Source organism: Kitasatospora sp. A2-31, from assembly GCF_022288725.1.
In the GTDB taxonomy this organism is placed as follows: Bacteria; Actinomycetota; Actinomycetes; order Streptomycetales; family Streptomycetaceae; genus Kitasatospora.
Genome location: NZ_JAKNTA010000001.1, coordinates 93757 through 106470 on the forward strand (window position 1 = coordinate 93757; position 12714 = coordinate 106470).

The 12714-nt window shown below is 71.3% G+C and carries 12 protein-coding genes; 3 read left to right on the forward strand and 9 right to left on the reverse strand.

Translation table 11 applies throughout. The features are described from left to right. Positions 1–100: 100 nt before the first annotated feature. The 6 genes from pafA to arc form a co-directional block, all read right to left on the reverse strand. Entirely contained in the window at positions 101–1462 is a 1362-nt protein-coding gene (gene pafA / locus MCM47_RS00430) for a Pup--protein ligase (protein WP_238739914.1), read from the reverse strand. A gap of 122 nt (positions 1463–1584) precedes the next feature. Beyond that, entirely contained in the window at positions 1585–2343 is a 759-nt protein-coding gene (gene prcA, locus MCM47_RS00435; protein ID WP_238739915.1) for a proteasome subunit alpha, read from the reverse strand. A gap of 30 nt (positions 2344–2373) precedes the next feature. Continuing rightward, positions 2374–3216 carry a proteasome subunit beta gene (gene prcB, locus MCM47_RS00440; RefSeq protein WP_238739916.1) on the reverse strand — a complete coding sequence of 281 codons (843 nt, stop codon included), beginning with the start codon at positions 3214–3216 and terminating at the stop codon, positions 2374–2376. A gap of 163 nt (positions 3217–3379) precedes the next feature. After that, a complete protein-coding gene (locus MCM47_RS00445; RefSeq protein ID WP_238739917.1) occupies positions 3380–3598 on the reverse strand; it encodes a ubiquitin-like protein Pup in 219 nt (72 codons plus the stop codon). 175 nt (positions 3599–3773) lie between these two features. Then, complete coding sequence (dop, locus tag MCM47_RS00450) at positions 3774–5285, reverse strand: depupylase/deamidase Dop (protein WP_238739918.1); 1512 nt, start codon at positions 5283–5285, stop codon at positions 3774–3776. A 240-nt stretch (positions 5286–5525) separates the two neighbouring features. After that, positions 5526–7292 carry a proteasome ATPase gene (gene arc, locus MCM47_RS00455; RefSeq protein WP_238739919.1) on the reverse strand — a complete coding sequence of 589 codons (1767 nt, stop codon included), beginning with the start codon at positions 7290–7292 and terminating at the stop codon, positions 5526–5528. A 284-nt stretch (positions 7293–7576) separates the two neighbouring features. Here arc and MCM47_RS00460 point away from each other — a divergent pair, with 284 nt between their 5' ends. After that, positions 7577–7879 (forward strand): ferredoxin, encoded by a 303-nt coding sequence (locus tag MCM47_RS00460; protein WP_238739920.1) that lies wholly within the window; start codon positions 7577–7579, stop codon positions 7877–7879. 67 nt (positions 7880–7946) lie between these two features. Here the strand turns inward: MCM47_RS00460 and MCM47_RS00465 are convergent, their stop codons facing one another. The 3 genes from MCM47_RS00465 to MCM47_RS00475 form a co-directional block, all read right to left on the reverse strand. Beyond that, positions 7947–8585, reverse strand: coding sequence for a hypothetical protein (locus MCM47_RS00465; protein ID WP_238739921.1), 639 nt, complete (start codon positions 8583–8585; stop codon positions 7947–7949). A 126-nt stretch (positions 8586–8711) separates the two neighbouring features. Beyond that, the gene (locus tag MCM47_RS00470; RefSeq protein WP_238739922.1) at positions 8712–9665 is read right to left on the reverse strand and encodes a tRNA (adenine-N1)-methyltransferase; all 954 of its coding nucleotides are present in this window, start codon (positions 9663–9665) and stop codon (positions 8712–8714) included. A 45-nt stretch (positions 9666–9710) separates the two neighbouring features. Further along, on the reverse strand, positions 9711–10931 hold the full coding sequence (locus tag MCM47_RS00475; RefSeq protein ID WP_238739923.1) for a site-2 protease family protein: 1221 nt from the start codon (positions 10929–10931) through the stop codon (positions 9711–9713). A 166-nt stretch (positions 10932–11097) separates the two neighbouring features. Here MCM47_RS00475 and MCM47_RS00480 point away from each other — a divergent pair, with 166 nt between their 5' ends. Together MCM47_RS00480 and MCM47_RS00485 are read left to right on the forward strand one after the other, a co-directional pair. Further along, complete coding sequence (locus MCM47_RS00480; protein ID WP_238739924.1) at positions 11098–12006, forward strand: RecB family exonuclease; 909 nt, start codon at positions 11098–11100, stop codon at positions 12004–12006. Beyond that, positions 12007–12678, forward strand: a complete 672-nt coding sequence (locus tag MCM47_RS00485; RefSeq protein WP_238739925.1) for a response regulator transcription factor — start codon at positions 12007–12009, stop codon at positions 12676–12678. It begins immediately after the preceding gene. Positions 12679–12714 lie beyond the last annotated feature (36 nt).

Below are 12714 nucleotides of genomic sequence, written 5' to 3' on the forward strand. Positions count from 1 at the left end.
CGACAGCGTATGCCCGGGCGGCGCCGGGCCCCGGTAGACACCACCGGGGCCCGGCGCCAACGAAGATCACGGGACCGCTGGGATCACCGCCCCGCGGGGATCACATCCCGGCGATCAGCTTCTCCACCCGCTCGTCCACCGAGCGGAACGGGTCCTTGCAGAGCACCGTCCGCTGGGCCTGGTCGTTCAGCTTCAGGTGGACCCAGTCCACCGTGAAGTCCCGGCGCTGCTCCTGCGCCCGGCGGATGAAGTCCCCGCGCAGCCGGGCCCGGGTGGTCTGCGGCGGGATCGACTTGGCCTCGAAGGTCTTCAGGTCCGTGGTCACCCGCTGCGCCTGGCCCTTGCCCTGGAGCAGGTAGAACAGCCCGCGCCGGCGGTGGATGTCGTGGTACGCGAGGTCGATCTGGGCGATCCGCGGGTTGGACATGCTCATCTGGTGCTTCTCGCGGTAGCGCTCGATGAGCTTGTACTTCATGATCCAGTCGATCTCGCCCGCCACGCCGTCGAGCCGCTCGGTGCGGACCGCCTCCAGGGTGCGGCCCCAGAGGTCCAGCACCCGGGCGATGGTCCCGGTGTTGATGCCCTTGCGGTCGGCGAACTCCAGCGCCTTGGTGAAGTACTCCTCCTGGATGTCCAGCGCGCTGGCCTCCCGGCCGTTGGCGAGCCGGACCTGGTGGGTGCCGGTGAGGTCGTGGCTGACCTCGCGGATCGCCCGGATCGGGTTCTCCAGGGTGAGGTCGCGCATCACCACGCCGGCCTCGATCAGCCGCAGCACCAGGTCGGTGGCGCCCACCTTGAGCAGCGTGGTGGTCTCCGACATGTTGGAGTCGCCGACGATGACGTGCAGCCGGCGGTAGCGCTCGGCGTCGGCGTGCGGCTCATCGCGCGTGTTGATGATCGGACGGGAGCGCGTGGTGGCCGAGCTCACGCCCTCCCAGATGTGCTCGGCGCGCTGGCTGACGCAGTAGACCGCGCCGCGCGGGGTCTGCAGCACCTTGCCGGCGCCGCAGATCAGCTGCCTGGTCACCAGGAACGGGATCAGGACGTCCGCCAGCCGGGAGAACTCGCCGTGCCGGGCCACCAGGTAGTTCTCGTGGCAGCCGTAGGAGTTGCCGGCCGAGTCGGTGTTGTTCTTGAAGAGGTAGACGTCCCCCGCGATGCCCTCCTCGTGCAGCCGCCGCTCGGCGTCCACCAGGAGTCCTTCGAGGATGCGCTCGCCGGCCTTGTCGTGCGTCACCAGCTCGACGACGTCGTCGCACTCGGGGGTGGCGTACTCGGGGTGGGAGCCGACGTCGAGGTAGAGCCGGGCACCGTTGCGCAGGAACACGTTGCTGCTGCGGCCCCAGGAGACAACACGGCGGAAGAGGTACCGTGCCACCTCGTCCGGCGACAGCCGCCGCTGCCCGCGGAACGTGCAGGTGACGCCGTACTCGTTCTCCAGCCCGAAGATCCGGCGGTCCATGAGGCGTCCTCCTAGATGGGAGCTGTCCGAAACCGCCTCCGCGACGCCGTGCCGGCCGCCGCAGGGGCACCGGAGTCCCGTACGCCGGCGGACCGCCGCCGTACGGGACTCGCCGGGTACTGCTAGTCCGACGGCCCTGCGGCCGCCGGCTTCTCCTCGTCGTCCGTCTCGGCGGACTGGTCGCCGTCGAGCAGCCGGGCGAGCTGGCCGCCCAGGATCCGCTTGAACTTGCGCTGCTGGAAGCGCTGGCGGTCCAGCACCGCCACCTCCAGCTGTTCGGGGGTGAGGGTGCGCGGGGTGCCGCCGTTCGGGTCCCGGGCGAGGGAGTCCACGGCGACCTTGACCGCCTCGGTGAGGGAGAGGCCGCTGCGGTGGCGCTGCCCCAGGTAGTTGCCGATCGAGTCGGCGTTGCCGCCCACCACGACGTGGTTCTTCTCGTCGACGACCGAGCCGTCCGGCGTGAGCCGGTAGATCTGGTCCTCGTCGGGGGTGCGGCCGACCTCGGCCACGATCAGCTCCACCTCGTACGGCTTCTCGCCGACCGAGGAGAAGATGGTGCCGAGCGTCTGGGCGTAGACGTTGGCCAGGCCCCGGGCGGTGACGTCGGCCCGGTCGTAGGAGTAGCCGCGCAGGTCGGCGTAGCGGACGCCGCCGATGCGCAGGTTCTCGAACTCGTTGTACCGGCCGACCGCCGCGAAGGCGATCTTGTCGTAGATCTCGGAGACCTTGTGGAGCGCCCGGGAGGTGTTCTCGGCGACGAAGACGATGCCGTCGGCGTAGGTGAGCACGACCACGCTGCGACCGCGCGCGATGCCCTTGCGGGCGTACTCCGCGCGGTCCGCCATGGCCTGCTGGGGCGAGACGTAGAACGGTGTCGACACCGGCGGTCGTCCCTTCCTTGGGAGGTGTGGCTAGAGCAACGGGGCCTGCGGGCCGTTGGGGTGGGTGAGGCGCTGGTCGGTGATGGAGACCGCGATCTCCGAGACCTCGGCCTCGGTGAGGCGGCGGAAGCCGTCCTCGGTGATCAGCGAGACGATCGGGAAGATCTTGCGGGCGAGGTCCGGTCCGCCGGTGGCGGAGTCGTCGTCGGCCGCGTCGTAGAGCGCCTGGACGACCAGGGTGGCGGCCTGCTGGGCCGTCAGGTCGTCGCGGTAGAGCTTCTTCAGCGAGCCGCGGGCGAAGACCGAGCCCGAGCCGGTGGCGGCGAACCCGCGCTCCTCGGAGCGGCCGCCGGTGACGTCGTAGGTGAAGATCCGGCCGCGCCCCTGGTCCAGGTCGTAGCCGGCGAAGAGCGGGACGACCGCCAGGCCCTGCATCGCCATGCCGAGGTTGCCCCGGATCATGGTGGTGAGGCGGTTGGCCTTGCCCTCCAGGGAGAGCACGGTGCCCTCGATCTTCTCGTAGTGCTCCAGTTCCAGCTGGAACAGCCGCACCATCTCGACCGCGAGGCCGGCGGTGCCGGCGATGCCGACGGCGCTGTACTCGTCCGCCGGGAAGACCTTCTCGATGTCACGCTGGGCGATCACGTTGCCCATGGTGGCGCGGCGGTCACCCGCGAGGACCACGCCGCCGTCGAACACCGCGGAGACGATCGTCGTCCCGTGCGGGGCCTCGACCACGACACCCTCGGGCAGCCCGCGGCGGCCCGGGATGAGCTCCGGCTGGTGCTCGGCGAGGAAGTCGAGGAACGACGAGGACCCCGGGGTCAGGAAGGCAGCCGGTAGACGCCCGGTGCCACGAGTGTTGGCTTCCACACGATTCCTTCCAGGTAGCTTGAAGCGCGTTCTGCCCGCACCCTACCCGCCCGACGATCAACGTCCACCGGGGTAGGGGCCGGACCCGGGCGGGCGGACGGCCCCTGCCGCCCGCCCGCTCCCGGCGGTCTCCTCCGCGAATTCCCGAATGCCCGGGACGGGGCTACTCGCCGCCCTTCTGGACAAACTGCCGCACGAAATCCTCGGCATTCGACTCGAGCACCTCGTCGATTTCGTCCAGAACCGCGTCGACGTCGTCGCTCAGCTTTTCCTGGCGCTCCTTGAGGTCGTCGGAATTCTGCGCTTCCGCGGCCTGCTCCTCGACCTCCTCGGAGGAGCGGTTCGCCCGCTGCTGGCCGCCGCCGGTGTCCTTGCTCGCCATTTCCCTCACCCCGCTCGATCGGTCTGGCACGGTTTGGTCGCTGCTTGCTGCACCGACCCTATACACAAGGTGCGACTACCCGCTTCCGGTTTGCCGGTGGCGCTTCCTGTCCAACACCCGCTGACACCCCGGATGATTCCCATTCGGCGGACGTTCACCCATGGTGATCGAAAAGTTACCCGCCGGACAGCACCCGGAGCAGGTCCTCGGCCGTGCGGCAGCGGTCCAGCAGCTCCTTGACGTGGTTGCGGGTGCCGCGCAGCGGCTCCAGGGTGGGCACCCGCTGGAGCGAGTCCCGGCCCGGCAGGTCGAAGATCACCGAGTCCCAGGAGGCCGCGGCGACGTGATCGGCGTACTGCTCCAGGCAGCGCCCGCGGAAGTAGGCCCGGGTGTCCTCCGGGGGCTTGGTGACGGCCCGCTCGACCTCCTCCTCGGTGAGCAGCCGCTCGAACCGCCCGCGGGCCACCAGGCGGTTGTAGAGGCCCTTCTCGGGCCGCACGTCGCTGTACTGGAGGTCGACCAGGTGGAGCCGGGAGTTGTCCCACTCCAGGGCGTCCCGGCTGCGGTAGCCCTCCAGGATCTCCCGCTTGGCGATCCAGTCCAACTGCCTGGAGAGCGACATCGGGTCGCGCTCCAGCCTGCCGAGGACGTCCTCCCAGCGGGCCAGTACGTCGACGGTCTGCTCGTCTGCGTCGTTGCCGAAGCGGTCCTCGACGTACTTGCGGGCCAGCTCGAAGTACTCCAGCTGCAGCTGGACTGCGGTGAGCTTGCGGCCGTTACGCAGCGTGATCAGGTGCTTCAGGGTCGGGTCGTGGGAGACCCGGTGCAGGGTGCGCACCGGCTGTTCGACGGCGAGGTCGGAGGCGATGAAGGCGTCCTCGATCATCGACAGGACCAGCGAGGTGGTGCCCAGCTTCAGGTAGGTGGAGATCTCGGAGAGGTTCGCGTCACCGATGATCACGTGCAGCCGGCGGTACTTCTCGGCGTCGGCGTGCGGCTCGTCGCGGGTGTTGATGATCGGCCGCTTGAGGGTGGTCTCCAGGCCGACCTCGACCTCGAAGTAGTCGGCCCGCTGGCTGATCTGGAAGCCGTTGGCGGAGCCGTCCTGGCCGATGCCGACCCGGCCGGCGCCGGTGACCACCTGGCGCGAGACGAAGAACGGGGTGAGGTGGCGGACGATGTCGGCGAACGGCGTCGCCCGCTTCATCAGGTAGTTCTCGTGGGTGCCGTAGGAGGCGCCCTTGTTGTCGGTGTTGTTCTTGTAGAGGTGGATGGTCTGCCCGTTGGGCAGTTCCAGGGCGCGCTGGGCGGCGGCCGCCATGATCCGCTCGCCGGCCTTGTCCCAGAGCACGGCGTCGCGCGGGTTGGTCACCTCGGGCGAGCTGTACTCGGGGTGCGCGTGGTCGACGTAGAACCGCGCGCCGTTGGTCAGGATGACGTTGGCGAGGCCGATGTCCTCGTCGGTCAGCTGGCTGGCGTCCGCGACGTCGCGCGCGAGGTCGAAGCCCCGGGCGTCGCGCAGCGGATTCTCCTCCTCGAAGTCCCAGCGGGCCCGCCGAGCCCGGTGCATCGCCGCCGCGTAGGCGTTGACGATCTGGGACGAGGTGAGCATGGCGTTGGCGTTGGGGTGCCCGGGCACGGAGATCCCGTACTCGGTCTCGATGCCCATCACGCGCCGTACGGTCATGCGGCCCTCCTTGCCCGGTGCTCCGCCCCCGCGGACGGAACACGCTGACGTACCGCTGAACAACACCGACGCCGGCGGTCTGCCCGCGAACGGTGGGTCGAGCCTAGAACGCGGCACCGACACGCGGGCCCCGAGACGCGCCGTCCGGCTGCGGGGCCGCGAGGCGCCACAGCCGGACGGGTGCGTGCTGCTCCGGGGACCGCTGCCGGCCCGGGGCGCTGCGGCGTGCGCAGCGCGTCGCTACAGGTACTGCCCGGTGTTGGCGACAGTGTCGATGGAGCGGCCGGACTCGGCGCCCTGCTTCCCGGTGACCAGCGTGCGGATGAAGACGATCCGCTCGCCCTTCTTGCCGGAGATGCGGGCCCAGTCGTCCGGGTTGGTGGTGTTCGGCAGGTCCTCGTTCTCCTTGAACTCGTCCACGCAGGCGGCGAGCAGGTGGGAGACGCGCAGACCGCGCTGGCCGTGGTCGAGGAAGTCCTTGATGGCCATCTTCTTGGCGCGGTCGACGATGTTCTGGATCATCGCGCCGGAGTTGAAGTCCTTGAAGTACAGGACCTCCTTGTCACCGTTGGCGTAGGTGACCTCCAGGAAGCGGTTCTCCTCGGTCTCGGAGTACATCCGCTCCACGACCGACTGGATCATCGCCGCCACCGTGGTCTCCACGGAGCCGTCGTGCTCCTTGAGGTCGTCCGGGTGGAACGGCAGCGTGTCCTTGAGGTACTTGGAGAAGATGTCCTTCGCGGCCTCGGCGTCCGGGCGCTCGATCTTGATCTTGACGTCCAGGCGGCCGGGCCGCAGGATCGCCGGGTCGATCATGTCCTCGCGGTTGGAGGCGCCGATCACGATGACGTTCTCCAGGCCCTCCACGCCGTCGATCTCGGCGAGCAGCTGGGGGACGATGGTGTTCTCCACGTCCGAGCTGACGCCGGACCCGCGGGTGCGGAAGAGCGACTCCATCTCGTCGAAGAAGACGATGACGGGGGTGCCCTCGCCGGCCTTCTCCCGGGCCCGCTGGAAGACCAGGCGGATCTGCCGCTCGGTCTCGCCCACGTACTTGTTGAGCAGCTCGGGGCCCTTGATGTTGAGGAAGTAGCTCTTGCCCTGGGGACGGCCGGTGACCTCGGCGACCTTCTTGGCCAGCGAGTTGGCCACCGCCTTGGCGATCAGCGTCTTGCCGCAGCCGGGCGGGCCGTAGAGCAGCACGCCCTTGGGCGGGCGGAGCTCGAACTCCTTGAAGAGGTCGGCGTGCAGGTAGGGCAGCTCGACCGCGTCGCGGATCTGTTCGATCTGGTTGCTCAGGCCGCCGATCTGGCGGTAGTCGATGTCCGGGACCTCCTCGAGGACCAGCTCCTCGACCTCGGCCTTCGGCACGACCTCGTACACGTAGCCGGAGCGGGGCTCCAGCAGCAGGGCGTCCCCCGCCCGGATGGTGGCCTCGCGCAGCGGTTCGGCGAGCCGGACCACCCGCTCCTCGTCGGTGTGCCCGATGACCAGGGCGCGCTCGCCGTCCTCCAGGACCTCCTTGAGGGTGACGATGTCGCCGATGCGCTCGAAGGCCATCGCGTCCACGATGTTGAGGGCCTCGTTGAGCATCACCTCCTGGCCGCGCCGCAGCTCGTCGAGGTCGACGTTGGGGCTGACGTTCACGCGGAGCTTGCGCCCCCCGGTGAAGATGTCGGCGGTGCCGTCCTCGTTCTGGTTGAGGAAGGTGCCGAAACCGGCCGGGGGCTGTGCCAGCCGGTCCACTTCCTCCTTGAGGGCCACGATCTGGTCGCGGGCCTCGCGCAGGGTGGAGGCGAGCCGTTCGTTCTGGGCGGTCACGCCGGCCAGGTTGGTCTGGAGCTCGACGATCCGCTCTTCGAGGATTCTCGAATTGCGCGGCGAGTCGGCGAGCTTGCGGCGCAGAACGGCGATTTCCTGCTCAAGGTACGAGACCTGAGCGGCCTCGTCGGAACCACGAGCGGGCCTGCCGGTGCTGCGGTTGTAGTCGTCATCGTGGGCTGCCACGGTCCTCACCTCCTCCGGGGAGCTGGACGCTTCCAGACCCTACCTGGGACCAGGGGTCCGTAAACCCCTAGATCAAGAAAGATGGAACGGGCGTGTCCGATCTTCGCCCTCGCGTGCTTCCCCTCTGCTAGGGGGATACCCACCGCGCACCGGCCAATGCGGACCAGATGTATCGTCGAGCGAGTCGATATCCGATCGGAACCGGGTCGCCGGATCCGATCGTTGTACGGATGGCGGGATTGCGCCCTGGAAGGGGCGTCCCGGGACAGAAACGGCAGGGGACCATGTCGGTGACCGAGGAAGCGGCGGCGGGCGAGCCGCTCGAGGTGTGGATCGACCAGGACCTGTGCACCGGTGACGGCATCTGCGTGCAGTACGCGCCCGAGGTCTTCGAGCTGGACATCGACGGCCTGGCCTACGTGAAGGGGCCCGACGACGAGCTGCGCCAACAGCCCGGCGAGACCGCGCCGGTGCCGCTGACGCTGCTTCAGGACGTCGTGGACTCCGCGAAGGAGTGCCCCGGCGACTGCATCCACGTGCGCCGGGTCACGGACCGGGTCGAGGTGTACGGGCCCGACGCCGAGTAGCCCGCGCGCCCCCTGTCGGGGAGCGCGCCGGAGCGCCGACGGCGGGCGGGCGCCCGCCGCGGGCGGCTCAGGTGAGCGTCACCGGGGCGGCGGTCTGGGAGCGGTCCCAGCCGCCGCCCCTGCGCGTCCAGGTGAGGTCCAGTGAGATGTCGGGGCTGAACCGCGGCACGTCGTCGCTGGAATACCCCTGCGCGTGGCCGGTGATGACGCCGTCACTGCGCAGGCCGAGCCGGCTGACGGTGAGGTTCTCGCGCTCGGAGACCAGGGTGGCCAGCACCACGGGCCGGCCGGCGGTGCCGGGGCCGAGCAGGTAGACGGCGTCCGGCGGGGTGCCGTTCTCGGCCGCGCAGTGCGCGGCGGCGACGGTGCCGGGCCGCCCGTCGCCGAGGTCGGCGGCGAAGCTGACGGATATCTTCACCGGGAACGGGCCGCAGTCCAGGGGCAGTTCCGCCCCGGCCGGATCGGGGGCCGCGGCGGCCGGGAGCGCCTTGACGGTGGGGCGGGCGGGCGCCGGGGTGCCGGTGGCCGGATCGGCGGCGAATGCGGCGGCGACCACGGCGGCGGTGCCGGCGATCGTGAGGACCCAGTGCCACGGCGCGGTGCGGGCGTGTCCGGGCCCGCTGCGCTCCTGCGGTGTCTGCTGCTCGGCCGTCGCCTTGACCGCGGTCTCCACCAGGCGTCCCCTCCAGCGGGTCGGTGTGCGCATGGGTCGGTGTGAGCGAGCATCGTCCCACACGGGGGGCGGCCGCGGGGTGGCGCGGGTGCGCGGGTGACGCGAAGGGGTGGTACCGGGGCCGGAAGCCCGCGGTACCACCCCTGTCCGTGCGTGCGGTCAGCCGAGGTCGGGTTCCTCGGACGAGCGGGCGGCGGCCCGGGCCGCGGCGCGCTCCTGCAGCGAGGGCGCGGGCGCGCCGTTGTCGTAGTCCTCGCCGTACGCGCCCTTGGCCGGGCGGCGGCGGCGCAGCGGCGGCTCGACGCCGTCGGCGAGGCGACGGGCGGTGAGCAGGAAGCCGGTGTGGCCGATCATCCGGTGGTCCGGGCGGACGGCCAGGCCCTCCAGGTGCCAGGTGCGGACCATGGTCTCCCAGGCCTGCGGCTCGGTGAAGGTGCCGTGCTCGCGCAGCGCCTCGACGGTCTTGGACATCTGCGTCGTGGTGGCGACGTAGCAGCAGATCAGGCCGCCGGGGACGAGCGCCTTGGAGGCGACGTCCAGGCACTCCCACGGGGCGAGCATGTCGAGGATGACGCGGTCGACGTCGGTCTCCACCAGGTTGTCCTGGAGGTCGCCGACGGTGAGCTTCCACGCCGGGTGCGGCCCGCCGAAGTACCGCTCGACGTTGCCCCTGGCGATGTCGGCGAAGTCCTGCCGGCGCTCGTAGGAGGCCAGCATGCCGGTGTCGCCGACGGCGCGCAGCAGGTAGCTGGAGAGCGCGCCGGAGCCGACGCCGGCCTCGACGACGCGGGCACCCGCGAAGATGTCGGCCATCGCCAGGATCTGCCCCGCGTCCTTGGGGTAGATCACGGCGGCGCCGCGCGGCATGGACAGGACGTAGTCGGGGAGCAGGGGGCGCAGCGCGAGGTACGGGACGTTCCCCGTGGTGCGCACGACCGTGCCCTCCGGGGCGCCGATCAGCTCGTCGTGCGGGAACGCACCCTTGTGGGTGTGGAACTGGTTCCCGGCCTGGAGCGTGAACGTGTAGTGGCGGCCCTTCGGGTCGGTCAGCTGGACCTGGTCCCCGACCTGGAAGGGCCCGCGTCGGCGGGTGGCACCGGTCGGTTCGGACATGCGGACAATCCTAAGGGAAACGTGCGCTCCGCCCGACCACGGTGATCACCGGCCGGTGACGGCGGCGGTCAGCCGCTGCTCGATGTCGGTGAGCGCGGCGACGCCGTAGACCCGCCCGTCGTCCTCGACGACCAGGTACTCGCCGGCCGGGGTGGCCCGGACGGCGCGCAGCAGGTCCTCGCCGGCCAGGTCGGCGGAGAGCCGCAGTCCCGGTTCGAGGTCGCGGGCCAGGGCACCGACGGCGATCCAGGGACGGCGGTGCTCGGGGACGCCGCGGACGGCGGACTCGCGGACGATGCCGGTGGGCTCGCCCCGGCCGTCGACGACGACCAGGGCGCCGGCCTCGGCCTCGCGGGCACGGCGCATGGCCTCGCCGAGGGGGGTGTCGCCGGTGACCTCGACGGCGCGCCGGGCGAGCTCGCGCAGCCGCAGGCCGGGCAGCACCTCCTTGAGCCGGGCGTTGCGCAGGCTGCCGCCGGCGCCGTTCCAGATGATCGCGGCGAGGACGGCGGCGAGCACCGCGTCCACCAGGGTGTCGGTGTCGCTGCGCTCGGTCCCGCGGGCGGCGCTGACCAGCGGCAGGCCGATCAGGACGGCGATGGCCAGGGCCCGGCCCGCCCAGGCGGCGGCCACCGTGCCGGCCATCGGCCGCCCGGTGACGGCCCAGACGACGGCGCGCAGCATCCGGCCGCCGTCCAGCGGCAGGCCGGGCAGCAGGTTGAAGGCGGCGACGACGAGGTTGGACACCATCAGGCCGGTCAGCAGCACCCCGGGCACGGAGGAGAGCTCGACGGCCTGGACGGCGAGGTAGAAGACGCCGCCGAGCACCAGGGAGAGCAGCGGGCCGACGAAGGCCAGCCAGAACTCGCGCCAGGGGCTCTCGGCCTCGTTCTCGATCTCCGACACGCCTCCGAAGAACTGCAGCTGGATGCGGCGCACGCCGAGCCGGTAGCGCAGGGCCACCAGGGTGTGGGCGAGCTCGTGGACCAGCACGGAGCCGTAGAAGGCGACCGCGAAGGAGAACGCGACCAGGTAGCGGGTGGCGCCGAGCTCGGGCAGGACGCGGTCGAGCTGGCCCCCGAACACCCAGGTGATCAGGGCGGCGATGACGAACCACGAGGGCGTGACGTAGATCGGGACGCCGAACGGGCGGCCCATCAGGATGCCGCCGCGGCGCTCCGGCTCCTCGGGCGGCCGGGGCCCGGGCCGGGAGCCGCCGCCGTGCGGTGGCTGGTCGGAGGTCTGCCGCCCCCTGCTGTCGCTCACCGTGATCCCTTCCGTCGGTTCCCCGTCGCGCCCCGGTTCGCCCACGCTACGTGATCGGGGCGGTCCGGCGGCGCGCGCCCCTCTCGCAGGGTTCATACCCAACTGGAACGGACGGGTGGCAGCACCGTGTCAGCGGGATGGCAGCCGGGGGCAATAGGGTCGGGGTATGCAGCAGACCGACACCAGCAGCGCCACCGTGGCCCCGGCCCGGCCGCCGGCGCCCCCGACCGGCCTGTCCCCGTCCCGCGCGGGGGACTTCCTGACCTGCCCGCTGCTGTACCGGCTGCGGGTGATCGACCGTCTGCCGGAGCCGCCGAGCGCGGCGGCGACCCGGGGCACCCTGGTGCACGCGGTGCTGGAGCGGCTGTTCGACAGCCCGGCGGCGGAGCGGACGCCGGAGCGGGCGCTGGGCCTGCTGCGCCCGCAGTGGGAGCGGCTGCTGGGCGAGCGCCCGGAGCTGGGCGCGCTCTTCCCGGAGGATCCGGACGGTGCGGCGCTCACCCGCTGGCTGGCCGACGCCGAGAAGCTGGTCGCCCAGTGGTTCCGGCTGGAGGACCCGAGCCGGCTGCACCCGGTGGAGCGGGAGCTCTACGTGGAGACGGCCCTGCGGTCGGGCCTGCTGCTGCGCGGCTACATCGACCGGGTCGACGTCGCCCCGACCGGCGAGGTCCGGCTGGTGGACTACAAGACCGGCCGGGCGCCCTCGCGGGACTTCGAGGGCAAGGCGATGTTCCAGATGAAGTTCTACGCGCTGGTGGTGTGGCGGTGGAAGGGTGTGATCCCGAAGCGGCTGCAGCTGGTCTACCTCGGCGGCGGCGGCGACGTGGTCAGCTACGACCCGGACGAGGCCGACCTGCTGGCGGTGGAGCGCAAGCTGCAGGCGCTCTGGGAGCGGATCACCCTGGCGGTGGCCACGGGCGACTTCCCGGCCACCCGCAACCGGCTCTGCGACTGGTGCGACCACCGGGCCAGCTGCCCGGAGTTCGGCGGCACTCCCCCGCCGTACCCGCTGCCGCTGGCGCGCACGTCTGACGAGGACGATCCCACGGGGGATCCGATGAGCGAGGAGTCCTAGGTGACGATCCGAGTGCTGCTGGTCGACGACCAGCCGCTGCTGCGCACCGGTTTCCGGATGATCCTGGAGGCCGAGTCCGACCTGGTGGTGGTCGGCGAGGCCGGCGACGGCCAGCAGGCGCTGGACCAGGTCCGGGCGCTGCAGCCCGACGTGGTGCTGATGGACATCCGGATGCCCAGGATGGACGGGGTCGAGGCGACCCGCCGGATCGCCGGGCCGGGGCGGGACGGCCCGGCCAAGGTGCTGGTGCTGACCACCTTCGACCTGGACGAGTACGTGGTCGAGGCGCTGCGCGCGGGGGCCAGCGGATTCCTGCTGAAGGACGTCCCGGCCGAGGAGCTGGTGCAGGCGATCCGGGTGGTCGCCGACGGCGCGGCGATGCTGGCGCCGAGCATCACCCGCCGACTGCTCGACATGTACGCCACCAAGCTGCCCTCCGGCGACGAGGCGCCGCCGCAGGCGCTGAACGCGCTGACCGAGCGCGAGCTGGAGGTGCTGAAGCTGGTGGCGCGCGGGCTGTCGAACGCGGAGATCGCGGCGGAGCTGTTCGTCAGCGAGACCACGGTCAAGACGCACGTCGGGCACGTGCTGACCAAGCTGCAGCTGCGCGACCGGGTGCAGGCGGCGGTCTACGCGTACGAGAGCGGCCTGGTCCGCCCCGGGACGCTCTGAGCGGGCCGACGGGCTACCGGCCCCGGACGTGACGGT